The 22,122-nt window shown below is 71.5% G+C and carries 25 protein-coding genes; 14 read left to right on the top strand and 11 right to left on the bottom strand.

Translation table 11 applies throughout. The annotated features are described in order from the left end of the window. Positions 1-22 precede the first annotated feature (22 nt). Both ASF88_RS01065 and ASF88_RS01060 read left to right on the top strand, forming a co-directional pair. The gene (locus tag ASF88_RS01065; protein WP_162242550.1) at positions 23-1,126 is read left to right on the top strand and encodes an ABC transporter permease; all 1,104 of its coding nucleotides are present in this window, start codon (positions 23-25) and stop codon (positions 1,124-1,126) included. Between the two features lies 1 nt (position 1,127). Next, complete coding sequence (locus ASF88_RS01060; RefSeq protein WP_055913068.1) at positions 1,128-1,949, top strand: ATP-binding cassette domain-containing protein; 822 nt, start codon at positions 1,128-1,130, stop codon at positions 1,947-1,949. Between the two features lie 12 nt (positions 1,950-1,961). On the opposite strand, the gene ASF88_RS01055 is transcribed toward ASF88_RS01060, so the two are convergent. From ASF88_RS01055 to ASF88_RS01050, 3 genes are all read right to left on the bottom strand, one after another. After that, positions 1,962-2,861 carry a LysR family transcriptional regulator gene (locus tag ASF88_RS01055; protein WP_055913063.1) on the bottom strand — a complete coding sequence of 300 codons (900 nt, stop codon included), beginning with the start codon at positions 2,859-2,861 and terminating at the stop codon, positions 1,962-1,964. Positions 2,862-2,899: 38 nt separating this feature from the next. After that, entirely contained in the window at positions 2,900-3,025 is a 126-nt protein-coding gene (locus ASF88_RS21040; protein WP_268765632.1) for a hypothetical protein, read from the bottom strand. A gap of 70 nt (positions 3,026-3,095) precedes the next feature. Then, complete coding sequence (locus tag ASF88_RS01050) at positions 3,096-3,905, bottom strand: COG4705 family protein (RefSeq protein WP_055913056.1); 810 nt, start codon at positions 3,903-3,905, stop codon at positions 3,096-3,098. A 193-nt stretch (positions 3,906-4,098) separates the two neighbouring features. On the opposite strand from ASF88_RS01050, the gene ASF88_RS01045 reads away from it, so the two are divergent. Beyond that, a complete protein-coding gene (locus tag ASF88_RS01045; RefSeq protein WP_055913053.1) occupies positions 4,099-4,686 on the top strand; it encodes a hypothetical protein in 588 nt (195 codons plus the stop codon). Positions 4,687-4,775: 89 nt separating this feature from the next. On the opposite strand, the gene ASF88_RS01040 is transcribed toward ASF88_RS01045, so the two are convergent. Next, positions 4,776-5,918: a lactonase family protein gene (locus ASF88_RS01040; protein WP_055913050.1), complete on the bottom strand. Its 1,143-nt coding sequence runs from the start codon at positions 5,916-5,918 to the stop codon at positions 4,776-4,778. A 173-nt stretch (positions 5,919-6,091) separates the two neighbouring features. Between ASF88_RS01040 and ASF88_RS01035 the strand changes: the two genes are divergently transcribed. The 9 genes from ASF88_RS01035 to ASF88_RS00995 all read left to right on the top strand — a co-directional run bounded on the left by ASF88_RS01035 (position 6,092) and on the right by ASF88_RS00995 (position 13,180). Beyond that, on the top strand, positions 6,092-6,754 hold the full coding sequence (locus tag ASF88_RS01035) for a sigma-70 family RNA polymerase sigma factor (RefSeq protein ID WP_055913047.1): 663 nt from the start codon (positions 6,092-6,094) through the stop codon (positions 6,752-6,754). After that, positions 6,751-6,963 carry a hypothetical protein gene (locus tag ASF88_RS01030; protein WP_055913045.1) on the top strand — a complete coding sequence of 71 codons (213 nt, stop codon included), beginning with the start codon at positions 6,751-6,753 and terminating at the stop codon, positions 6,961-6,963. The genes ASF88_RS01035 and ASF88_RS01030 overlap by 4 nt, the downstream gene beginning before the upstream one ends. Positions 6,964-7,270: 307 nt before the next feature. Beyond that, on the top strand, positions 7,271-7,663 hold the full coding sequence (locus tag ASF88_RS01025) for an SRPBCC family protein (protein WP_055913042.1): 393 nt from the start codon (positions 7,271-7,273) through the stop codon (positions 7,661-7,663). Positions 7,664-7,757: 94 nt separating this feature from the next. Next, complete coding sequence (locus ASF88_RS01020; protein ID WP_200935210.1) at positions 7,758-9,650, top strand: Na+/H+ antiporter NhaA; 1,893 nt, start codon at positions 7,758-7,760, stop codon at positions 9,648-9,650. 134 nt (positions 9,651-9,784) lie between these two features. Next, a complete protein-coding gene (locus ASF88_RS01015) occupies positions 9,785-10,519 on the top strand; it encodes an alpha/beta fold hydrolase (protein ID WP_055913039.1) in 735 nt (244 codons plus the stop codon). Further along, complete coding sequence (locus ASF88_RS01010; RefSeq protein WP_055913036.1) at positions 10,516-10,887, top strand: cupin domain-containing protein; 372 nt, start codon at positions 10,516-10,518, stop codon at positions 10,885-10,887. Before ASF88_RS01015 ends, ASF88_RS01010 begins: the two co-directional genes overlap by 4 nt. Before the next feature lie 96 nt (positions 10,888-10,983). Then, complete coding sequence (locus ASF88_RS01005) at positions 10,984-12,243, top strand: flavin-dependent oxidoreductase (RefSeq protein WP_055913034.1); 1,260 nt, start codon at positions 10,984-10,986, stop codon at positions 12,241-12,243. Further along, the gene (locus ASF88_RS01000) at positions 12,240-12,722 is read left to right on the top strand and encodes a MarR family transcriptional regulator (RefSeq protein ID WP_055913033.1); all 483 of its coding nucleotides are present in this window, start codon (positions 12,240-12,242) and stop codon (positions 12,720-12,722) included. Before ASF88_RS01005 ends, ASF88_RS01000 begins: the two co-directional genes overlap by 4 nt. Then, on the top strand, positions 12,719-13,180 hold the full coding sequence (locus tag ASF88_RS00995) for a DUF3237 domain-containing protein (RefSeq protein WP_055913031.1): 462 nt from the start codon (positions 12,719-12,721) through the stop codon (positions 13,178-13,180). Before ASF88_RS01000 ends, ASF88_RS00995 begins: the two co-directional genes overlap by 4 nt. An 18-nt stretch (positions 13,181-13,198) precedes the next feature. On the opposite strand, the gene ASF88_RS00990 is transcribed toward ASF88_RS00995, so the two are convergent. From ASF88_RS00990 to ASF88_RS00970, 5 genes are all read right to left on the bottom strand, one after another. Continuing rightward, positions 13,199-13,867, bottom strand: a complete 669-nt coding sequence (locus ASF88_RS00990; protein WP_055913028.1) for a phosphatase PAP2 family protein — start codon at positions 13,865-13,867, stop codon at positions 13,199-13,201. Between the two features lie 101 nt (positions 13,868-13,968). Further along, positions 13,969-14,445 (bottom strand): hypothetical protein, encoded by a 477-nt coding sequence (locus tag ASF88_RS00985; RefSeq protein WP_055913024.1) that lies wholly within the window; start codon positions 14,443-14,445, stop codon positions 13,969-13,971. Positions 14,446-14,539: 94 nt separating this feature from the next. After that, on the bottom strand, positions 14,540-15,022 hold the full coding sequence (locus tag ASF88_RS00980; RefSeq protein ID WP_055913018.1) for a hypothetical protein: 483 nt from the start codon (positions 15,020-15,022) through the stop codon (positions 14,540-14,542). A gap of 163 nt (positions 15,023-15,185) precedes the next feature. Next, positions 15,186-16,163 carry a zinc-binding dehydrogenase gene (locus ASF88_RS00975; protein ID WP_055913016.1) on the bottom strand — a complete coding sequence of 326 codons (978 nt, stop codon included), beginning with the start codon at positions 16,161-16,163 and terminating at the stop codon, positions 15,186-15,188. Between the two features lie 10 nt (positions 16,164-16,173). After that, positions 16,174-16,563: a MarR family winged helix-turn-helix transcriptional regulator gene (locus ASF88_RS00970; RefSeq protein WP_055913014.1), complete on the bottom strand. Its 390-nt coding sequence runs from the start codon at positions 16,561-16,563 to the stop codon at positions 16,174-16,176. A gap of 88 nt (positions 16,564-16,651) precedes the next feature. Here ASF88_RS00970 and ASF88_RS00965 point away from each other — a divergent pair, with 88 nt between their 5' ends. Further along, a complete protein-coding gene (locus ASF88_RS00965; protein ID WP_235493217.1) occupies positions 16,652-18,124 on the top strand; it encodes an MFS transporter in 1,473 nt (490 codons plus the stop codon). Between the two features lie 106 nt (positions 18,125-18,230). Here the strand turns inward: ASF88_RS00965 and ASF88_RS00960 are convergent, their stop codons facing one another. Next, positions 18,231-19,622 (bottom strand): APC family permease, encoded by a 1,392-nt coding sequence (locus ASF88_RS00960; RefSeq protein WP_055913012.1) that lies wholly within the window; start codon positions 19,620-19,622, stop codon positions 18,231-18,233. A 76-nt stretch (positions 19,623-19,698) separates the two neighbouring features. Further along, positions 19,699-21,399 (bottom strand): amidohydrolase, encoded by a 1,701-nt coding sequence (locus tag ASF88_RS00955; RefSeq protein WP_055913009.1) that lies wholly within the window; start codon positions 21,397-21,399, stop codon positions 19,699-19,701. Positions 21,400-21,511: 112 nt separating this feature from the next. Here ASF88_RS00955 and ASF88_RS00950 point away from each other — a divergent pair, with 112 nt between their 5' ends. Continuing rightward, positions 21,512-22,114: a TetR/AcrR family transcriptional regulator gene (locus ASF88_RS00950; RefSeq protein ID WP_055913006.1), complete on the top strand. Its 603-nt coding sequence runs from the start codon at positions 21,512-21,514 to the stop codon at positions 22,112-22,114. Positions 22,115-22,122 lie beyond the last annotated feature (8 nt).

Raw genomic sequence — 22,122 nt, 5'->3', positions numbered from 1 at the left:
GATGATCCGGAAGGACAGCACCATGACCACCCACGACGCCTCCGCGTCGAAGCAGGGCGCCGCCCGCTCCACCGCACCCCGCCCGGGTGCGGCGGAGCGGGACGGCGGCTCCGGCTCCGGCGTGCGCACCCTCGTCTTCCTGCGCGACCGCGGGATCATCGTCCTCTGGATCGTGCTCGTGGCGATCTTCGCCTTCTGGGCGAGCCCGTACTTCTTCACGCTGGCCAACGCCGCCCTGATCGCGAACGCCGCCGCACTCACCGCCGTCTTCGCGGCCGCCGTCGCCGTCGGCATCCTCAGCGGCGCGCTCGACCTCTCGATCCCCGGGTCGGCGACGATGGGCGCCGTCGTCGGCGCGACCATCATCCACAACGGCGGACCGGCCTGGGCCGGCATCCTCGCCGGGCTCGCCGTCGGCGCGGCCGTCGGCGCCGTCAACGGGGTGCTGGTGCTGCGCGGACTGAACCCGCTGGTGGTCACGATCGCCTCGCTGACCGTGCTCGGCGGCCTCGCCCAGCTCGTCGCGGGCGGCGTGCCGATCACCGGCATCACCCAGCTCGGCTGGATGGGCAGCACCTCCTACTTCGGCATCCCCGCCCCGGTCTTCGTCGTCGCCGTCGTGTACCTGGCCGGCTGGCTGTTCCTCACGAAGACCCGGTCGGGAGGCCGGCTGCTGGGCGTCGGCGGCAACATCGACGCCGTGCGACGTGTGGGCATCAACGCCGACCGGTACCGTGTCCTCGGCTTCATCCTCTCCGGTCTCTGCGCGGCGATCGGCGGCCTCCTGGTCACCGCCACCACCACGCAGGCGTCGCCGAACCCGAGCGTCGACCTGCTGTTCTCCGCGCTGACCGCGGTGGCGCTGTCCGGGATGCCGCTGACCGGCGGCCGCGGCAGCCTCCCGCGCGTGCTCGTCGGCGCTCTCATCATCGCGACCATCGCGAGCGCGCTCATCATCCGCGGCATCCAGCCGTACTGGTCGACGATCGCGACCGGCGTGCTGCTCGTGCTCGCCCTCGGCTTCGAGCGGCTGATGTCGCGCGCTGTCGCCAACCGGCTGGCCCCGCCGCCGCGGGCGACCCTCGACGGCGCGTCCACCACCCACATCCCCGCGCAGGAGGCCTGAGATGAACGGCATCGACCCGAACACGCTGTCCGACGCGGAGGCCCCCGGCCTGCGCCTGAGCGGCGTCGCCCTCAACTACGGCTTCGTCCGCGCCATCGACGGCGTCGACTTCGAGGTCGCCTCCGGTGAGGTCGTCGCGCTGCTCGGCGACAACGGCGCGGGCAAGTCCACGCTGCTCAAGGTCATGTCGGGCGCCCATCGGCCTTCCGAGGGCGCCATCGAGGTGAGCGGCCGGACGGTCGAGTTCCGGTCGCCCCGCGACGCCTCCGACGCGGGGGTCGAGATGGTCTACCAGGACCTCGCGCTCGTCGACGCCGCCGACATCGCCAGCAACCTGACGCTCGGCCGCGAACCCGTGCTCAAGGGGCCGCTGGGCTGGCTCGGCTTCCTCGACAAGCGCGCCATGAGGCGGGAGGCCGCCCGCGAGCTCGAGGCGCTCGGCGTCACGACCGCACCGGTGACCCGGCCCGTCGAGATGCTCTCGGGAGGTCAGCGTCAGGTCGTCGCGCTCGCCCGCTCGGCCGTGCGCGCCACCGCCCGCGGTCGCGGAGTCCTGCTCCTCGACGAGCCGACGGCGGCGCTCGGATACGCGCAGACCCGGCAGGTCGCCGACCTGATCACCCGCATGGCCGGCCGCGGGATCGCCGTGGTCGTCGTGACCCACAACCTCCCGCTGGCGTTCGAGGTCGCCGACCGCATCGTGGTGCTCAACCGCGGACGCAAGGTCGCCGACGTGGCGACGCGGGAGACGGACAACGACGCGGTCGTGGGTTGGATCACCGGTGCGCGGCCGCCGCAGGCCGGGCTGATCCCAACGGCGTGAGCGGGATCCTCGTCACGGGCGCGCGGCGCGGGCCTCGGCCTCCACGACCTCCACGAAGGCGGCGACGACCGGCTCGCGGCGGCGGCGCGTGCACAGCAGGATGGTCGCCGGTTCGATGTCGGTGATCGGGACGAACGCCAGCTCCGCGCGGCGGTAGTGCGTCGCCGCCGACGCCGCGGCGATGTTCACACCCATCCCGGCTCCGACGAGCGCGAGGATGCCGTCGATGTCCTGCGCGACGGGACCGACCCTCGGGTGGCTGCCGTCGGGCCGCGGGTCGACCAGCCACCACGCCACGGCCTTCGGGTCGCCGCCGGACACGGCGACGAACGTCTCGTCGCGCGTCTCGTCGATGCCGATGGACGTGCGCGACGCCAGCGGATGGTCGGCCGGCGTGACCAGGACGCGCGGCTCCGTCCACAGCGGCGTCGCGGTCACGACCTCCTCGTCGACCTGCAGCGGAGCGGGCGCGAAGACAGCGTCGACCCGCCCGGCCGTGAGCTCGACCTGCGGGTCGAAGAAGCCGACCTTGCGCATCTCGAGCCGGAGCCCCGGGATGCGCTGCACCGCGCTCGCGATGGCCCGCGACGTGAGGGGCCCCGCGCCCGCGGCGACCACGCCGATCCGGAGCACAGGGGCCGGGGTGGCGCGACGGCTGCCGATCCAGTCGAGCACGTCGCCATGGGCCTCCACCGCCCTCCGTGCGTGCGGCAGAAGCTGCTCCCCGGCCTCCGTGAGCTGCACGGCGCGGGAGGTCCGGTCGAAGAGCGGCTCGCCGACGGCCGACTCCAGACGCGCGATCTGCTGACTGAGCGACGGGGGCGCCATGTTCAGCCGGGCCGCGGCCGCGGCGAAGTGCAACTCCTCCGCGAGCACGCAGAAGTAGCGCAGCGTGTGAATGGGAACGTCCATCAGACTCCGACTATGGCAGATCCGGCGCGCGAAACGTCCTAGGGCGCGTCTGGGACGCCGTCACCCATGTCCCGCGCGTCGACCAGGTCCACGGCGAGGACGATCGCGACCACGGCCGCGACGACGGCGGCGCACAAGGCCAGGGCGATCACGAAAACGCGCACCCCCTGATCGTCCCGCGTCGGGTCACAGAAGCCGCTAAGGATGCGACGCGAAGGGCCGCCGCCCCTCAGGTCATGCCTCCACCCGCTCCTCCGGCTCCGCGGCCGCGACGGAGGCGCGAGCGGTGCGCCCCCGCCCGGTGACCGTCAGGTAGACGACCAGTACCAGGATGGCGGCGAGGAAGATCAGGCTGGTGACGATGGTGCCCAGGCCCAGGCCGCCGTCGGAGGTCGGCTGCGACAGGTAGTCGCCGAGCGACGCCCCGAGCGGACGCGTAAGGACGTACGCGATCCAGAACGCCACGATCGCGTTCAGCTTGAATCCGAAGTGGGCCAGCGCCACCACGCCGATCGCGACCGCGAAGACGATCACAGAGACCAGGTAGCCCAGGTTCAACTGCTCGGCGACGAGGTCGCCCGCGGCGGTTCCCAGGGCGAAGGTGAAGAGCACGGCGAGCCAGTAGAAGGCCTCCCGCCGCCGGGTCACGATGTCATGGATGGAGAGGGTTCGCTCGAACTTGTACCAGACGACGAACGTCGCGATCAGCGCGATCGCGAACACCGCCGTGGACACGGCCAACGGCACACCGAGACCATCGGTGAGATTGTCGGTGATCAGCGTGCCGACGATGCTGATCAGCACAACGGTGAGCCAGTAGAGGCCCGGGATGTACCGCGCGCTCCGGAACTGCGCCACGAAGGCGATGAGGAACACGACGGCCATCACCACGCTGGTCAGCTGCGTGCCGAGGTGGAGGCTGGAGGACAGCAGATCGGCAGCGGTCTCGCCGACGGTGGTGGCGAGGATCTTGATCGCCCAGAACGACGCGGTGGGTTCGGGCACTTTGTTCTCGCGGAGGGCGAGGCGGTTCGGCTCGGTCATTGGGCTCTCCTTCGAAGGATCGGATCGACTGATCGGGTCGGAACCCTCCGAACGCTACGGTCGACTCCCCAAGGCGTCGCTAAGAAACCGTTCGCGCGCGAATCGGCGCACGTTCAGCCGGCGCACAATCCGCGCGCAGCTTGCCCGTCTACGGTCGCGGAACGCCCCCGCAGCGGAAGGAAGGAGGGCGGCGATGCGAAGACTGTTCGCCGGAGTGATCGCGACCGCGGTCGTCCTCGTGGTCGGCTGGTTCGCCGTCGCGTACGTCGCTCCCGCGCTGACCGCCGGCGCGTCGGCGTCCGGCGCGAATGCACGCGCGGCCTCCGCTCCGAGCTGTCCGGCGGCCGCACCCGTCACGGTCGGCACGATCGTGGTGCCCGCCGGCCCTGTCGCCGGATTCTGCCAGCCGGAGCTCATCATGGCCGCCCACATCATGAACGCCGCGCGCGACCAGGGCATCGGCACCCGCACCCAGGCCGTCGGGGTCATGACCGCGATCGGCGAGTCCGGGCTCCGCAACCTCGACTACGGCGACGTCGCCGGCCCGGACAGCCGCGGGCTGTTCCAGCAGCGCGACAACGGCGCGTGGGGCACCCTGGCCGATCGGATGGATCCGTACACCGCCGCCACCCATTTCTTCGACAAGCTCATCACGATCGACGGCTGGCAGACGATGGCGCCCTCCGCCCTCGCGCACGCGGTGCAGGTCAACTCCGACCCGGGCTACTACGCCCAGTACTGGGAGGCGGCGCAGACCATCGTCGCCGCGCTCAGCGGGTAGTCGCGCCGCCGCGAGCAGAGTCGTCCGGCCGGCCCGCGCGACCTCCAGGAGACGCGGACCGGCCGGATCGACGGCGGGTGATAACGACGCTACTGGGCCGCGATCCCCTCGCCGCCGGCGCCTCCGGGCACGAGCACCGATCCGACCTTCGTCAGGCTGCCGTCGAGGTTCACGCGGAACCCGTCGACACCCCCTGCGGCGCCGGTCTGCACGTACAGGTACCGGCCGTCGCTCGTCACGGTGGCGTCGACGGTTCCGGCGCCGGTCGGGGTCGTGCCGAGCGCACTCAGCCCGCCCGCGCCCGCGTCGGCGTAACCGGAGAGGCTGCCGCTGCCCGCATTGGACGCGTAGAACCACGACCCGTCACGGGCGATCCAGCACGTGGCAGCCTGCCCGGTCGCGGAGGTCGCGATCGGCACGACCGCGCCGCTCGGAGCGATCGAGAAGGTGGCGACGGCGTTGGTCCCCGCCTCCGCGACCACCAGATGCGCGCCCGCGTCGAAGCCGACCGCGAACGGCACGGCCCCCGGCTCCACCGTCGTCACCGGGTGCGGGGAGAGCCCGCCGAGCCGGTCGACGCCGAACACGTCGATCGCGCTGCCGTTGCCCTTCGTGGTCACGACCAGCTGCGAGCCGCTCGGAGTGAAGGCGACCTGACCGGGTGTGTGCGTGAACTCGGGTGCGAGCGTGGGGTCGAGCCCGAGCGGCCGGTTCCAGACCGGGATGCGGATGAGGAAGTCGGCGACGCGCACGAAGCCCTGGACGGAGCCTCCCGACCGCGCGTTGAGGACGTAGACGAGACCGCCGTGCGCCGTCACGCTCACCGGGAACGACCCGCCCGAGCCGATGACCTCGCGCCGCACGAGCTGGTCGCCGTGCACGGCGAAGACGGTCACCGTGTTGCTTCCGGCGTTCACCGCATACAGGAGGCCGCGGTCGAGGACCAGCGAGCCCTGCGACGCGAGGTGATCGACGACCGAGCCGGCGAGCACTCCGCCGAGGCCGCCCGTCGGATAGGTCCCGACCTGGTGGAGCGAGCCGTCGGGTGCCCGGTCGTAGGCGACGACGGCGTTTCCGCCGACGCCGTCGGTCTGGACGAAGACCGCGGAGGAGGCTCGCGTGTCGGTGGAGGCGCCGGCGCCGGCGGGCGCGGCGAGTGCGGGGGCCGCGAAGAGCGCCGTCGCGGCGACGGCCGCCGCCGACGCGAGAGCAAGACGAACTGGGGTTCTCATGATTCTCCTTCGATCGTTCCGTTCCGGTGGCCGGAGATACCGGTCATCGAGCGCGACGCGGACGACGCGTTCGAGGGGTGAGTGTCGGTGGGCGCGGGATGCTTACCCCGCAGCCGGAACTTTCTCGCCGAGGGCGGCCGAGCAGCGCGAGCCGGAGGCCATACCATCGACCCATGGAGGTCGGTGATCGCGCGGAGACCGACGACTGGAGGCGCCGGCTGACCGCCGGTGGATCGGTCCAGCGCGACGCGCAGGAGGAGCTGTACCGGCTGCTCCTCCGCGTGGCGCGCGGCGAGGTCCGCCGTCGCTCGGCCTCCCTGCCGTTCGCGGGGCCAGAGCTCGACGACATCGCCCACCAGGCGGCGGCCGACGCGGTGATCGGCGTGCTGCGACGCCTGCACGAGTTCCGCGGCGAGAGCCGCTTCACGACCTGGGCCTACACGTTCGCGATCTTCGAGGTCTCGACGAAGACCGGCCGCCATTTCTGGCAGCACCGCACCCTGTCGCTCGACGCGTCCGGGTGGGAACGCCTCCCCGATCGCCTCGGGATCTCGCCGGAGGAAGCGGGGATGGCGGGGGAACTGCTGGGGGCGCTGCGGCACGCCATCGAGACGGTCCTGTCGCGACGGCAGCGGGAGGTGCTGCTCGCCGTGGTCGTCGAGGGCGTGCCGCTCGAGGCGCTCGCGGTCGCCCGGAGGACCAGCCGCGGAGCGCTCTACAAGGTGCTCTTCGACGCGCGAAGGAAGTTGCGGGGCTACCTTGTCACTAATCACTATCTGGACGAAGACGGCCCGGATGCAGACGAGCACTATGAAGACGGAGAGGAGGCGAGATGAGCGCGCGAACGCGGATCAGGGACTTCCTGGGGTCCGGTGAGCCCGACGCCGGTTGCGGCGAGACGATGTCGGTCATGCATGTCTTCGCCGAGCTCGTCCTCGCCGGGGTGGACGCGGCCGCCCGCTACCCGGGTGTCGCCCTCCACCTGTCCCGCTGCGCGGCCTGCGGCGACGACTACGCCGGCCTGCTGGCGGCGCTGCGGGCCTGACCACGCTGGCATCGCGGGTTCCTGCAGCGGGGTGGGAGGACCGCGATCCTCCAGCCGCCGCCCGCCGCCCGTACCAGCCGGCGTTCGACCGACAGCGTCGAACCGCAGAACGGGCAGGCGGGCAGCTCCGTGCTCGCTTCTCCGGTCTCCGCGACATCCGTTCGCATGCCGCCACGATCCGCTCTGTGCGGTCGGCGGAAAGGGGATTGCCAGAGCGCCCTTTCCATGATCCGCCGCGTCGTCACCACCTCGGGACGCCCCCGTCAAGCGCTTTCGTGGGGCCGGGCGCCCGGCTAGCTTCGCCCTCATGACCACCTACACCGCGACCAAGCCCATCGACGGCGACACCGACGCGTACTTCGCCTACATCGCCGATCCCGAGAACCTGCCGCAGTACTTCCCGCACATGGTGAGCGCTCACGAGCAGCCGGACGGCACCGTGGAGACGACCGCCCGCGTCGACACCGACCGCGACGGCCAAGAGGAGATCGTCACGGCGGACGCCCGCTTCGACGCCGACTTCGCCGCGAAGGAGATCAGCTGGTCGGCGCCGGGATCGCACGACTACAGCGGGTCGCTGCGGATCGCCGACGGCGCGGCGACGTTGACCATCGACACGACGGAGGACATCCCGGGCATCCAGCAGTCGCTGGAGGACGCGCTGGACGCGATCGCGGCGAACCTGCAGCGCACGGCCTGAGGCCGCACCGGTTCGGCACGGGCCGTCGCCGGACTAGATTGTCGCTACCGGCTCGTCCCCAGCCGGCTGAGCGACGGCGATGGCGGTGACCCGAGTGAGTTCTGAATCCCCTGCACGGGTGGAGCAGGCCTCCGACGACGAGCGCACCGTCATGATGCACCCGCGGCGCACCTTCCACGGGATCCTGCGGGCGGGCGCGCTCGCCTCCATCCTCCTCGTGGTGGCCGTCCTCCTCGCGCTGATCTGGGCGAACATCGGCGGGTACGAGGCGTTCTGGACCCAGCGGCTCGGGATCACGGCCGGCCCGTTCGCGCTCTCGTACGACCTGCGGACCTGGGTCAACAGCGGCCTGATGACCCTCTTCTTCCTGGCCGTCGGGCTGGAGGCCCGCCGAGAGCTCGACCTGGGCGACCTCCGCGAGCGCAGCCGCCTCATCCTCCCGATCACCGTCGGACTCGTCGGCATGGCGCTGCCGGTCGCCATCTACCTCCTGATCAACCACGGGCTCGACTCGGCCCGCGCCTGGGGCGTGGCGATGTCGACCGACACCGCGCTCGCGCTGGGGATCCTGACCTTGCTGGCCCGACGGGCCCCGAAGCGGACCCGCACGTTCCTCCTGACGGCCTTCGTCGTCGACGACGTCGCCGCGCTCATCATCATCGCCGTGCTCTACAGCGGGCCGATCTCCCCGATCCCGCTGGTCGCCGCGGTCGCCGCTTTCGCCGGCATCATCGTGGTGCGGAGGCTCAACCGGACACTCGGACGCAACCTCGCCCTCGTCCTCGGGGTGCTGATGTGGCTGGCTCTGCTGCTGAGCGGCATCGACCCTGTGGTCTCCGGCCTCGCCATCGGGCTGGCGACGACCGCGTACGTCCCGGTCCGCGCCGACCTGGAGCGCGCCACCGGGCTGGTGCACGACTACCGCGTGAGCCCGAACGCCGAACTGGCGCGGTCGGCCGCGGCCGGCCTCGCGGACTCGCTGTCCGAGAACGAACGCATCCTCTACCGGCTCAGCCCGTGGACGAGCTATGTCGTCGTGCCGATCTTCGCGCTGGCGAACGCGGGCGTGGTGATCACACCGGAACTGCTGGGTCGCTCCGCCGTCAGCGCGGTGACGATCGGCATCGTCGTCGGCTACGTCGTCGGCAAGCCGGTCTCGGTCGTCGGCAGCTCGTGGCTGCTGAGCAGGTTCTCCCGGGGACGCCTCCATCCCCAGGTCGGCTGGCTCTCCGTGCTGGGGAGCGGCACCGCGGCGGGCGTCGGCTTCACGGTCTCCCTGCTCATCGCCGGCATCGCCTTGTCCGGGCCGCAGCTGGCCGAGGCGAAGATCGGGATCTTCTTCTCGGTGATCGGCTCCGCCGCGCTGACGTGGCTGGTCTTCGCGTGCGTGCGATTCATCCCGGCGAACCGGCGGACCCTCGCCCTCAACGGGCGCCCCGATCCCACCCTGGACCTGCTGACCCCGATCGATCCGGATGCCGATCATCTGCGCGGGGCTGAGGACCCGCGGGTCACCGTCGTCGAGTACGGCGACTTCGAGTGCGGCTTCTGCGGCCGCGGCGAACCGACGGTGCGGGAGCTCCTCGAACGTCACCCCGATGTGGCGCTCGCGTGGCGGCACCTCCCCCTCACCGACGTGCACCCCAACGCGCTGCGTGCGGCGGAGGCTGCGGAGGCCGCGGGCGCGCAGGGGGCGTTCTGGCCGATGCACGACCTCCTGCTGGCGCACCAGGACCGCCTCGGCATCCGCGATCTCGAAGGCTACGCCCAGCAGCTCGGGATCGATCAGCAGCGGTTCCTCGACGACCTCCGCTCCCACGCCTTCGCCGACCGCATCAGGCACGACATCGCCAGCGCCGAGGAGAGCGGCGCCGCGGGCACTCCCACCTACTTCATCAACGGCCAGCGCCACGAGGGTCCGGTCGACATCGACTCGCTCTCGAAGTCGATCGAGACCGCCCGGGTCGGCGCGACCGCGCCGGCGTGATCGGCATGATGGGCCCGATCGGGCCTGATCGACGAATCCTCATGATCTCCTAGGCCAGGCGGTCCGCCTAGGGCTACGCTGAGCGCGCCGGGCCCCCACCTTGCACTTCTTCCTCCTCCTCCAAGGGGCTTCTCATGACCGATAGCTCTTCCGGCTCACCTACCGTCGTGCTCGTGCACGGCGCCTTCGCCGACGCCTCGAGCTGGGCCGCCGTCACCGACATCCTCCTGAAGGCCGGCGTCCCGGTCCTCGGCCCCGCCGTGCCGCTTCGCGGTCTGGCGAGCGACGCGGCATACATCGCCTCCGTGTTCGCCCAGATCGACGGCCCGATCGTCGCGGTCGGCCACTCCTACGGAGGCGCGCTCATCAGCATCGCCGCTGCGGACGCCCCGAACGTGAAGTCCCTCGTGTTCGTCTCCGGCTTCTTGCCCGAGGTCGGGGAGGCCCTCGGCGAGGTGGAGGGCACCTCACGCGACAGCGCGCTCGCCCCCGCACTCGTGCAGCGCACGTACCCCACCGGCGCGGGCGATGCCACGGCCGTCGAGCTCTACGTCGACACCGAGCAGTTCCCACGGGTGTTCGCTGGCGACCTCCCCGAAGACCAGGCGCAGGTCTTCGCCGCCACCCAGCGTCCTGTCGCCGCGGCGGCGTTCGATGAGAAGCCAGGGGCGGCGGCGTGGAAGTCGCTGCCGTCGTGGGCCGTCGTCGCCCGCGGCGACAAGGCCGCCGGCTCCGACGTCCTCCTGTCGATGGCCCAGCGGGCCGGCGCGAAGATCCTCGAGCTCGAGGGCTCCCACCTGATCATGGTCTCGCAGCCGCAGCCCGTCGCGGAGGTCATCATGACCGCATTGAAGGCCGTGGACCGATGACCGAGGACGCGACACCCGACGCTCCACGCGATGCGCTGGCCGGTCGGCTGAAACGCACCGAGCTGCAGCACAGGCCGTCGTCGATCCCTGGACGGGACATCGTCCAGGTGCTCACCGAGATCCCGGCCGGAGTCGAGTCGGGCTGGCACACGCATCCCGGAGAAGAGGTCGGGTACATCCTCGCCGGACACGTCGAGATGAAGATCGCCGGACGCGACCCGCTGCTCCTGAACGCCGGCGACCCCTTCCTCATGCCGCCCGGCACCGCTCACAACGCCCGCGACCTCGGACCCGAGACCGGGATGATGCTCTCCACCTACATCGTCGACCCCGCGGAGCCGCTGGCGAGTTTCGTGGAAGCGCCCTGACGGCGTCGACTCCCCTCACCTCTAGCGCAGATTGGTTTTGTCCCCGTACTATGTGGACAACCTCCGCGCCAGCGGACTACGACAGAGGAGTCGTTCATGACGATCGCGATCATCGGTGCCGGCATCGGCGGGCTGGTCACCGCCCTCAGCCTCCACGAGGCGGGCTTCGACGACATCCGGGTCTACGAGCGGGTGCGGGAGCTGCGACCGCTCGGCGTCGGCATCAACCTCCTGCCGCACGCGGTCCGCGAACTCACCGAGCTCGGGCTGCGCGACGACGTGGAGGCCATCGCCGCCGCGCCTCGCCGGCTCGGCTACGTCAACCGTCACGGCCAGCCCATCTGGAGCGAGCCCCGCGGCACCGCGGCCGGATACCGGTGGCCGCAGCTCTCCGTGCATCGGGGCGAGTTGCAGCTGGCGCTGGTGGAGGCCGTGCGCGACCGGCTCGGCGCCGACACGATCCGCCTCGGCCACCGGCTCACCTCGCTCGACGCGACGGACGACAGCGCCCGCGCCGTCTTCGAGACGCTCGACGACGAGGTCGCGGTCGACGCCGACCTCGTGATCGGCGCCGACGGCATCCACTCGGCCGTGCGCGCACTGCGCTACCCCGATGAGGGCGCGCCGCGCTGGAACGGCCTCACCCTCTGGCGCGGCACCGCGGTCGTGCCCGCGTTCCTCGACGGAGCCACCATGATCATGGCCGGCGACGACCAGCTGAAGTTCGTGGCCTACCCGCTGCGGCACGAGCCGGACGGGTCGGTGACGGTGAATTTCATCGCCGAGCAGCGCTCGGACGGGTCGCGCGCCGAGACCGTCGACTGGAACCGCCAGGTACCGATCGCCCCGATCGCCGCGCTCTTCGACGCGTGGAGGTTCGACTGGCTCGACGTTCCGGCCGTCATCGCGAGCGCGCACGAGCTGCTCGAGTACCCGATGGTCGACCGCGATCCGCTGCCACGGTGGACGTTCGGCCGGTCGACGCTGCTGGGCGACGCCGCGCACGCCATGTACCCGAACGGGTCGAACGGCGCCTCGCAGGCCGTCCTCGACGCCCGCACGCTCGCGTACTCGCTCGCCACCGCGGCCGATCCCGCGGAGGGCCTCCGCCGCTATGAGGAGGTCAGGCGCCCGGCGACAGCCGACCTCCTCGCCCTCACCCGGCAGCATGGGCCCGAGCGCGTGATGGTCCTCGCGCACGAGCGGGCGCCGCAGGGCTTCGCCGACATCACCGACGTGATCCCGGCCGCCGAGCTGCAGGAGATCGCCGACGCGTACAAGCGCACCGCGGGCTTCCATCCCGAGGCGCTCAACACCCGGGCGTCGCTCGACGCGCGACGGGGTGCCGGCGCATGAGCGACACCGTCGGCGCCCTCGACTCCCGACGCCTCGCCGCGCTCATCTCGCCCCTGCGCCGCCACCTCCTCGCCCTCAGCCGCGAGACCGCCGGACTGCCCGACGTGCCCGACTCGCAGGTGGAGGTGCTGCGCGCCCTCCCCCGCGGCACCGTGAGCACGCCGAGCGCACTCGCACGCAGGCTCGGCCTCCGCAAGTCGACGATGAGCAACCTCCTCACCGCGATGGAGACCGCCGGGCTCGTGGTGCGACGCCCGAGCCCGGACGACCGCCGGCGGGTGGACGTGCTGGCCAGCCCACACGCGCTCAGCATCTTCGACCGCTTCGACGCGACCAGCGCCCTGCTGCTCGCGGAGGCCGCGGCGACCCTCCGGGCCGACGACCGCGCCGCCCTCGCCGCCGCGGTGCCCGCGCTCGAGCACCTCGGCGACGCCCTCGCCGACCGCCGCCGGCGCACCATCGAGAAGGACCCCGAATGACCGAGACGCTCCCCGTCCCCGCACTCGTGCCCTCCCTGCAGGTGCGGGTCGAGCTGGCCGACCTGGAGGATCACGGGCGCACCGCGGCCGGCCACCGCCGCGTGGTCCCGATCGTCGGAGGGACGGTCACCGGCGACTTCACCGGCGCGATCCTCCCGGGCGGAGCGGACTGGCAGCTGGTGCGCGACGACGGCACGATCGAGATCGACTCGCGCTACTCGGCGCGCAGCGACGACGGCGCCTTCCTGTACATCCGCGCGATCGGTCTGCGCACCGGCCCCGGCGACGTGCTCGCGGCGCTCGGCCGCGGCGAGGAGGTCGACCCGCGCAGCTACTACTTCCGCACGACGGTCTGGCTGGAGTCGTCGGCGCACCCGGAGCTGGCGAACCAGCTCTTCGTGGCGGCGTGCGCGCGCCACCGCAACGAAGTCGTCTACACCGCCTACCGCGTCTCGTAGCCGCGAGTCAGGTGCGCGCTACGCCGCGACCCGGCGCCCCCGGCCGGCGAACACCCGCGACGCGACCAGGTTCCAGAGCCCGGCGAACAGCAGCACGCCGGCGACGCCGTTGAGCACGCCGCCCACGACGTCCGAGCCGTAGTGCACGCCGACATAGAGCCGCGACCACATCACGAGGAGGACGAAGAGCGCGCCGACGACGATCACGATCGTGCGCGAAAGCGTTCCCCGGCACACCATCGCGAGCGCCGTCACCAGCGCGGCCGCGAAGACGACGTGACCGCTCGGATAGCTGAGGGTCGCCGGGTTCACGTGCAGCACGTGGGTCAGGCCCGCGGTGGTCGGACGCGGCTCGGCGACGACGGTCTTCACGATCAGAGTGCTGAGCCAGCCGAGACCGGTGACGACCACGGCGCCGAGGGCCAGCCTCCAGCCCGTCACGAACAGCAGCACGATGAAGACGATGACCAGGATGACGGCGACGACCGTCACCTGGTCGAGCTTGTCGAGCACGAGCGCGAGCTTGTCGAGCAGCGGGGAGTTCACCCGGTTGATGGAGGCGTCGAGCGACTCGAAACGGAGCGCGGCGATCCCCTTGGCCGCGAAACCGAGCGCGAAGGTCAGAGCGAACAGGACCACGGTCCAGACGATCCAGTGACGGGGGATGCGGAGCTGGGCTGGCTTCACGGGCGGAGTCTCCTCTCGGGCGGAACTGCCAGTCAAACACTGTACGGCTCAGCAAGTTCTAAGAGGAGGAGGCGAACCTGAGCGTTCCCGCAGTGTGGCGCCTAGGCGACGTTGGCCGGCCTCGTGTTGACGACCTCCACGTGCGAGTCGATGAACGAGTGCACGCTCTCGTGGATGTGGTACTGCGTGTGCGACAGGCGCGCGTCGCGCGAGTGCAGCGCGGTTCGGGCGGCCGCTCGACGCGAGCGGATGCCGAGCAGCGAGACGGCGGCGCAGATGACGACGGTCAGCACGACCGCCACGGCCGCTGCGCCGGCGAGCAGCAACCAGCCCTCGGGGAGCCCCGCGTTGAGTGCGAGGTCGAAGCCGGCGCCGGCGAGCACCAGCAGCACCACGGAGACGATGAGGGTGCGCCGGGCGAGTGTCAGCGCCGGAATCGCGAGCAGGGCGGCGGCCTCGGCGATCTCGCGCTCCTGCTGGCGGCGGCGCTCCTTGGCCCAGTGGAGGTCGCGCTCGTGGCGGCGGGCGAGGCGCTGCGCGTCGTCGTGGGCGCGATCGTAGGCAGGCAGAGTGTTCACAGACGTGTCCTTCGGGTAGACGTGGCTGTCGTCGGGTAGGTGTTGCGGGTGGGTGCGTGGAGCTGCGGAGGCGCCCGTCGGGTGGGCGCGACCGTCAGTTGACGGGGGTCGAGACCACCGAGGGGGAGGCAGGCGCGGTCGGCGCGGAGAGCGGTGCGACCGAGGCGAGCGTCGGAGGCGGACCGAACGCGGGAGCCGTCGCGGCGGACGACGTCGGCACGGGAGGCGGGGTGAGCGCCACGACAGGCGCCAGCGTCGGCGAGGTCGGGGCAGACGTCGGGGTCGACGGGGCGGAGACCGAGGGAGCAGTCGTGGTCTCCGCGGCGCGGCGTCCGCTCGGGGACGGCAGCGACTCGGGAGAACGCAGGCCGATGTCGGTGAGCGTGCTCTCCGTCCAGCCGGCTCGGGTGGCGCTCTGCCAGCCCGACACGTAGTCGGCGATGGCGGCATCCAGGTCGTTGAGTCGCTTGGCGAGGTCGCGCACGGCGTCGAGCCGTGCGGTGATCTCGGATTCGAGGAGCACGTGTGCGCGCTCCGCTGCCGTCTCGGGATCGACGGCGCCGTAGGGCTGGGTCATGGTACGTCCTTCCGCTTGCGTCGGGTCGGTGCAAAAGGCTGTAGCTGGTCGACGCTGCGATGCGTCAGTGAGGAGCATAGCTAGAAAGACCGGTCTGTGGGTTGTTTGGAGGACACGAATCTGTCCCCCAATTCAGGCGACACGCACCCTCACCCGCCGAGCCCTACGGCCGCAGCAGCACCTTGCCCGTGCGACCCGAGCGGGCAGCGACCTCCACGGCCTCGCGCACCTGGTCGAATCCGAACACGCCCTCCACCGGGAGGGTGATCGCGCCGGTCGACGCGGCGCGGATCAGCTCGCCGAACAGCTCGCCGCGCTTCGCCGGCGCCATCGCGGCATTCACCTTGCTGCCCCAGAAGCCCTTGACCGTCGCCTGCTTGAAGATCAGGTCGCCCGACGACAGCCGCATCCCGTCGCTGCCCATCGCGCCGAACGACACCAGGGTGCCGTTCTCCGCCAGCAGCGACAGGAGGTCGCCACTGGACTCCCCGCCGACCGAGTCGACCGCGGCCGCGATCGGAGCCCCGTCGGCGAGCGCGCGCACGCGGTCGCGCCAGTCGTCGTCGCTCGTCGCCACCAGGTTCGGGATGCCCTGAGCGGTCAGCTCGTCGACGTCGTGGCGCCGGCGCACCAGGCCGATGACCTTCTCGCCGCGTTCCAGCGCGAACTGGGCGGCCAGGCGGCCGACTGCACCGTTGGCGGCGTTCTGCAGCACGACCTCCCCCGGCTTCACCTCGAGGAAGTCGAGCAGGCTCAGCGCGCTGAACGGCATCGCGACCAGCTGGGAGGCGACCTCGTCGCTCAGCCCGTCCGGCACCGGGATGAGCGCGCCGGCCGGTGCGACGAACGCCTCCGCCCAGACACCGAAGGTGCCGCCCGTGACCACGCGCTGACCGACGGAGAGCCCCTCGACGCCCTCGCCGAGCGCGTCGACGATGCCGACCGCCTCGGTTCCGGCTCCCGCGGGCAGTGTCGGCTTGAAGCCGTACGTGCCGCGGATGGTCCACAGGTCGTGGTTGTGGATGGGCGAGAGCACGGTGCGCACGCGCACCTGCTTCGCACCGGGTTCGGGGAGCGGTCGCTCCTCCACCTTCAAGACCCGGGCCGGGTCGCCGAACTCGTCCTGGACGATCGCGCGCATGGCCCCCAGCCTAGGCCGAGGGCGACCCCGCTGCGAGGGCCTTCTCGAGCATCCCCTCGTACGCGCGCTTGGCGTCGTCGTGCACGCGGGCCCCTTCGGCCGTGATGCCCACGAAGAGCGCTCGGCGGTCGTAGTCGCAGGTGTTCCGTTCGACGAGGCCCGCCTTGACCAGCCGGTCGACGATGCGGGAGAGCGCGCTCTGCGTCATCGGCGTCAGGTCGACGAGGTTGCGCATCGTGCACGACTCGTTCGCGTAACCGGCGACGAGGTCGAGCACTTCGTACTCGCTGAGGCCGAGCTGGTGCCCCTGCTGGAGGGTGCGCTCGAGCTCTGCCGCCGTATTGAGGTAGAGGCCCTGCAGCTCTCGCCAGCGGGCCGAGACGTCGACCGGTTCGTTCACGGCTGCAATGATACGCGGGTTTAGATGCGAATTAGATGAATGTGCATACTTTGCTGACACAATCTATTCCGTGTCATAGACTTGCCGGGTGCTGAACTCCGATACCGCCTCCCGCCCCGCCGTCCGGCCGCCGGCGACGCCCGCCGGATCCACCCGCGTCACCTGGAGCCGCGCCCGCCGGCTCCTCCTCTTCGCCACCTGCATCGTGATCGCCCTCGACGGTCTCGACGTCTCCATGGTCGGCGTCGCCCTCCCGTCCATCGGCAAAGAGCTGAACCTCCAGCCCGGAGCCCTGCAGTGGATCGTGTCCGGCTACGTGCTGGGCTACGGCAGCCTCCTGCTGCTCGGCGGCCGGCTCGCCGACCTGCTCGGCCGCCGCACCGTGCTGCTGGTGGCTCTGAGCGTCTTCACCATCGCCTCCCTTGCCGGAGGGCTCTCGGCGGACGCCGGGCTGCTCATCGCCAGCCGGTTCGTCAAGGGAGTGGCAGCGGCCTTCACCGCGCCCGCAGCGTTCTCCCTGATCACGACCAACTTCGAGGAGGGCCCGGAGCGCAACCGGGCGATCTCGATCTTCACCACCTTCGCCGCGAGCGGGTTCTCGCTCGGCCTCATCATGAGCGGCCTGATGACCTCCCTCAGCTGGCGATGGACGTTCCTGTTCTCGGTGCCGCTCTCAGTGCTCGCCCTGGTGCTCGGCTTCTTCTTCGTGCCGAAGGACCGCCGCGAACGCGGCGCCGGTCACGACATCCCCGGCGCCGTCCTGCTCGCCGCGGGGATGCTGCTGCTCGTCTACACGGTCGTCTCGGCACCGGGCGTCGGCTGGGGTTCGGTGCCGACCATCCTCGGCTTCGTCGTCGCGGCGGCGCTGCTCGCCGCGTTCGTCGTGCTGGAGCTGCGGGTGCGCCACCCGCTGATCCGGTTCGGGATCTTCCGGGTGGCCTCCGTGCTGCGCGCGAACCTCACGGCGATCACGCTGTTCGGCTCCTATGTCTCGTTCCAGTTCGTGCTCACCCTGTACCTGCAGGACGTGCTCGGCTGGTCGCCGCTCGCCATGGCACTCGCGCTCCTGCCGACCGGGCTGGTCGTGGTGCTGAGCGCACCCTTCACCGACCGGCTGATCGACCGCTTCGGATCGACCGTGCTGATCATCATCGGTCTCGGATCGCTCTCCGCGGGCTACCTGCTCTTCCTGCGGCTCGGCACCGCGCCGGTCTACTGGCTCGACGTGCTGCCTCCCGTCGTGCTGCTCGGCGTCGGCTTCGGCGTCGGCTTCCCCGCCATCCAGGTGCAGGCGACGACCGGCGTGCACGACGACGAGCAGGGCCTGGCGGCCGGGCTCGTGCAGACCAGCTCCCAGGTCGGGGGTGCGCTCGCGCTGGCCGTCACGACCGCACTGATCGCCGGAGGCTCGACCGGCGCGGGTGCGGGCGGTGCTGCCGGACTCGCCGAGCAGCTCGCGCACTACCGGCCGGGCCTGTACCTGAGCGCGGGGCTCGCCGTCGCGGGGCTCGTCATCGCTGCGCTCCCGCGCCGGCGGGGCGCCTTCGTCGCCGAGCCGTAACCCTCTCGCGCTCCACCGCTCTACCCACGAGGGGCACGTTGTTGTCGCTTTCGGGCCTCCGAAACGACAACGACGTGCCCCTCGACGCTGGGCGGCGCGGCGCGCGTCAGCGCTGCTCGACCGGGCCCGAGAGCGCCGGCGGCGCGACACGGAAGAACCGCGTGCGCCACAGCAGGTAGCCGAGGCCGAGGGCGACCCAGACCGCGCCGACGATCATCGCGCTCGGCTCCAGACTGAACCACAGCGCGACGTTGATCGCCACGCCGAGCGCCGGCAGCACCAGGAAGCCGAGCGCCGACCTCCAGCCGCGCTCCTTGACGAAGCGCACGTAGGTGAAGATCACCGACAGGTTCACGAAGATGAATGCCACGAACGCGCCGAAGTTGATAAGGGAGGCCGCACGGCTCAGGTCGAGGAACACCGCCGAGCACGCGAGCGCCGCGATGAGAAGCACGTTCCCCGCCGGCACGCCCGCGCGGTTCAGCCGGCCGAAGAAGCGCCGCGGCAGGGCGCCGTCGCGGCCCATCGCGTACAGGAGGCGCGCCGCGCTCATCTGCTGCGTGATGCCGCAGCCCAGCACCGCCACCATGTAGCCGCCGATGAACACGGCCTGGAAGGCCGCGCCGCCGATGTACTTCGCGATCTCCGGGGAGGCGCCGACGATGTTGCCGACCGCGGACACGTCCGGGAACAGCACCTGCATGACGTAGGTGACGCTCACGAAGAACAGGCCAGCGACGCCGACGATGATGAGGATGGCGCGCGGGATGTCCCGCCGCGGGTGCTCGGCCTCCTCGGCGAGAGTGCTCACGGCGTCGAACCCGAGGAACGACAGGGCGAGGATGGCCGCGCCCGACGCGATGGCCCCGGCGTCGATCCCCGACGAGAAGAACGGCGTCAGAGAGAACGACGACCCGTTCGCGCCCTCCACGATGTTCTTGATCGTGAGCCCGACGAAGGCGACCGCGACGACCACCTGGATGACGACCAGGATGACGTTCACCTTGGCCGCGATCCGCACCCCGATGAGGTTGAGCACCGTGCAGACGAGGATGGTGGACAGGATCCACACCCACGATGGCACCCCCGGGAACGCCGCCGTCATGTAGATCGCCGACAGCAGCGCGTTGATCATCGGCAGCAGGAGGTAGTCGAGCGTGGCCGCCCAGCCCACGAGGAAGCCGAGGTGCGGGTTGATCGCCTCCCGCGTGTACGTGTAGGCGGAGCCGGCGCGCGGGTAGAAGCGCACCATCTTCGCGTAGCTGAGCGCCGTGATCAGCACCGCGACGAGCACCAGCAGGTACGACAGGGGCACGTGCCCGTGCGTGATGTCGGCGACGATCCCGAACGTGTCGAACACCGCGAGCGGGGCCATGTAGGCGAGCCCGAGGAACACGATGTGGCGCAGGGTGAGGCTGCGGCGGAGGCCGGCGGCCTCCAGGTCGCCCGGCGTCTCGGCCGAGCGGGCGGGGGCGATGGAGGGGTCGAGCTGGGACATTCGGGGTGGATCCTTTCGCGACAGCGGGAGAGGACGGGAGTGCGGGGTCTGGTGGGCGGGGTCTCGTCGGCGAGGCCTAGTGGGCGGCGGCGGAGCAGTGGGCGAGTGCGCCGTGCTGCTCGGGAAGGGGTGCGTCGCGGTCGGCGTCGTGCACGATCGCCCCGCCGACGACGGTGAGGGCGGCGTGCTGGTCGAGCAGTGCCGCCGGGTCGCCTTCGTGCTCGTACAGGTCGGTCGACCAGGCGACGACGTCGGCCTTCGCCCCGACGCGGAGCACACCCAGCTCGTCCTCCGCGTGCCAGGCCCAGGCGCCCTCGCGGGTGTAGCCGCGGAGGGCGTCGTCGAGGCCGACCCGCTCCGCGGGAGTCCAGGCGTCGCGGCCGTCGAGGCCGGCGCGGGTGAGCGCCGAGTAGAGCCCGACGAGCGGGTCCATCTCGCCCACCTGCCAGTCGCTCGACAGCGCGACATGGGCTCCGGAGGCCATCAGCGACCGGAGGCGCCACGCGCGGTCCCAGCGCTGCTCGCCGATGTTGTCCATCCAGGTGCCGGCGACGAGGTCGGGCGAGCAGTGGCGCGGCTGCATGGCCGCGGTGATGCCGAGGGCGGCGAACCGCGGGAGGTCGTCGGGGTGCAGGCACTCGACGTGCACGATCCCGTGCCGTCGGTCGTGCGTGCCGTTGGTGCGCCCGGCGGCCTCGATCGCGTCGAGGGCGAGCCGGATGCCGCCGTCGCCGGTCGCGTGCGTGTGGGTCTGGAACCCGAGCCGGTCGAGCTCGGTGACGATGCGGGTCAGCTCGCCGACCGGCGCGGACGGGTGGCCGCGGTGGCCAGGACGGTTTGCGTAGTCGTCGAGCATCCAGGCGGTGTGCGGCTCGATCACGTCGTCGGCGTAGAGCTTGACCGGCCCGAACCGCAACAGGTCGCTCGCGGTCGCGCCGTCCACGGCCTCCCGCAGCTCGCGCCGGAAGGAGCCGTCGGCGTCGATCGGGTGGAAGAGCGCGGCGATGACCCGCGACGACAGGAGGCCGGCCTCCCGCGCCCGGTCGAAGAGGCCGAGCTCGGCGAGCGGCACTTGCGGCTCGACGACCGTGGTGATCCCACTCGCGGTGGCGAGAGCGAGGCTGCCGAGCAGCTTGCGATAGCGGCGCTCCGGCGAGTACATCGGGATGTCGCGCTGCAGTCCGGCGAGCCCGGCCGTGGTCATCGCGCTCGTGTAGAAGTCGGTGACCCAGCCGGTGGGCTCTCCGCGGTCGTCGCGCTCGGGCCGGCCCCAGGGGATGTCGCCTCCCGCCGCGATGCCGAGCGCGCGGAGCGCGGCGTCGTTGAGCCAGACCGAGTGCTGGTCGTAGGTGGTCACGAAGACCGGCCGGTCGGTGAGGCCGGCGAGGTCGCCGGCGTTCGGGCGCCTGCCGGGCACGACCGAGTAGACCGCGTTCTCGGCGCAGATCCAGTCGAGGTCGGGGCGGCTGACGGCGAGGTCGCGGATGCGTCGGCGCACCTCGTCGAGTGTCTCGGCGCCCTCGAGGCTCACCGCGTCGGGGTCGAAGCCGAGCAGGAGGTGGTTGTGGCTGTCGATGATGCCGGGGGTCACGAGCGCGCCGCCGAGCTCGCGCGTCTCGCGAGCCGCGGGGGCCTCGGCGGCCGGTCCGACGTAGCTGATCCGGCCGTCGGTCACGCCGACCGCCTCGGCCCACGGCAGTGCGTCGTCGAAGGTGCGGACGCGGGCTCCGGTGAGGAGGAGGTCGGTGTTCTGCGGTGCGCTCACGGTGGTTCCCATCGGCGGTGAAGGAATTCTTTGACACTTGCGTCAAAGAATTCCAGCAGTGTGTCACGCGGCCACGAGCGGTGTCAAGCGAACGGGGCCTCCGCACGCCGGTAGGGTCGAGGGCATGGCACGACCCCGCAAGCAGGACGAGCGTCGCGCCGACCTCATCGAGGCGGCGCTGAGCGCCGTCGGCGAGCGCGGCCTCCGGTCGCTCTCGCTGGCCGACGTGGCGGCCAAGGCCGGCCTGACCCGGGGCGCGATCCTCTACTACTACGAAGACCTCGACCAGCTGCTGGTGGAGGCCCACCGCGCCGGACTCGAACGCTTCTGCGACCACCGCGACGCGGTCGTCGCCGCCATCACGGAACCCCAGCTGCAGCTCGCGGCCGCCATCCGGGAGGGCCTCCCGAGCGGACCCGACGACGCCCTCATGCGCCTGCTCTACGAGTTCGATGTGCTGGCGGGCACCTCCACCCTGCACGACGAGCTGGTCGAGCGGATGTACCGGCGCCAGCTCGCGACCTACGCGGGGATTCTGGAGCGGGGCGTGGCCGCGGGAGTGTTCGCACCCGCGCTGCCCCTCGAGACCCTGGCGATGAACCTGGTGGCGCTCGAGGACGCCTACGGGCTGCACATCGTGGCGGGCAACTCGCTGATCACGGTGGCGAGCGCGGAGGCCGCGATGCGGGCCGCCGCCGACGGCCTCGGGGCACCGACGGCGCTCTGACGACCCGC

The sequence above is a fragment of the Leifsonia sp. Leaf336 genome (assembly GCF_001423695.1).
Taxonomy (GTDB): domain Bacteria; phylum Actinomycetota; class Actinomycetes; order Actinomycetales; family Microbacteriaceae; genus Leifsonia.
This window is presented reverse-complemented; position numbering and strand designations above follow the sequence as displayed.

What these genes read in the sequence shown, in the direction of transcription:
- ASF88_RS01065 (WP_162242550.1), top strand. Translation starts at nt 23, where the DNA reads ATGACCACCCACGACGCCTCCGCGTCGAAGCAGGGCGCCGCCCGCTCC.
- ASF88_RS01060 (WP_055913068.1), top strand. Translation starts at nt 1,128, where the DNA reads ATGAACGGCATCGACCCGAACACGCTGTCCGACGCGGAGGCCCCCGGC.
- ASF88_RS01055 (WP_055913063.1), bottom strand. Translation starts at nt 2,861, where the DNA reads ATGGACGTTCCCATTCACACGCTGCGCTACTTCTGCGTGCTCGCGGAG.
- ASF88_RS01050 (WP_055913056.1), bottom strand. Translation starts at nt 3,905, where the DNA reads ATGACCGAGCCGAACCGCCTCGCCCTCCGCGAGAACAAAGTGCCCGAA.
- ASF88_RS01045 (WP_055913053.1), top strand. Translation starts at nt 4,099, where the DNA reads ATGCGAAGACTGTTCGCCGGAGTGATCGCGACCGCGGTCGTCCTCGTG.
- ASF88_RS01040 (WP_055913050.1), bottom strand. Translation starts at nt 5,918, where the DNA reads ATGAGAACCCCAGTTCGTCTTGCTCTCGCGTCGGCGGCGGCCGTCGCC.
- ASF88_RS01035 (WP_055913047.1), top strand. Translation starts at nt 6,092, where the DNA reads ATGGAGGTCGGTGATCGCGCGGAGACCGACGACTGGAGGCGCCGGCTG.
- ASF88_RS01030 (WP_055913045.1), top strand. Translation starts at nt 6,751, where the DNA reads ATGAGCGCGCGAACGCGGATCAGGGACTTCCTGGGGTCCGGTGAGCCC.
- ASF88_RS01025 (WP_055913042.1), top strand. Translation starts at nt 7,271, where the DNA reads ATGACCACCTACACCGCGACCAAGCCCATCGACGGCGACACCGACGCG.
- ASF88_RS01015 (WP_055913039.1), top strand. Translation starts at nt 9,785, where the DNA reads ATGACCGATAGCTCTTCCGGCTCACCTACCGTCGTGCTCGTGCACGGC.
- ASF88_RS01010 (WP_055913036.1), top strand. Translation starts at nt 10,516, where the DNA reads ATGACCGAGGACGCGACACCCGACGCTCCACGCGATGCGCTGGCCGGT.
- ASF88_RS01005 (WP_055913034.1), top strand. Translation starts at nt 10,984, where the DNA reads ATGACGATCGCGATCATCGGTGCCGGCATCGGCGGGCTGGTCACCGCC.
- ASF88_RS01000 (WP_055913033.1), top strand. Translation starts at nt 12,240, where the DNA reads ATGAGCGACACCGTCGGCGCCCTCGACTCCCGACGCCTCGCCGCGCTC.
- ASF88_RS00995 (WP_055913031.1), top strand. Translation starts at nt 12,719, where the DNA reads ATGACCGAGACGCTCCCCGTCCCCGCACTCGTGCCCTCCCTGCAGGTG.
- ASF88_RS00980 (WP_055913018.1), bottom strand. Translation starts at nt 15,022, where the DNA reads ATGACCCAGCCCTACGGCGCCGTCGATCCCGAGACGGCAGCGGAGCGC.
- ASF88_RS00975 (WP_055913016.1), bottom strand. Translation starts at nt 16,163, where the DNA reads ATGCGCGCGATCGTCCAGGACGAGTTCGGCGACCCGGCCCGGGTCTTG.
- ASF88_RS00960 (WP_055913012.1), bottom strand. Translation starts at nt 19,622, where the DNA reads ATGTCCCAGCTCGACCCCTCCATCGCCCCCGCCCGCTCGGCCGAGACG.
- ASF88_RS00955 (WP_055913009.1), bottom strand. Translation starts at nt 21,399, where the DNA reads ATGGGAACCACCGTGAGCGCACCGCAGAACACCGACCTCCTCCTCACC.
- ASF88_RS00950 (WP_055913006.1), top strand. Translation starts at nt 21,512, where the DNA reads ATGGCACGACCCCGCAAGCAGGACGAGCGTCGCGCCGACCTCATCGAG.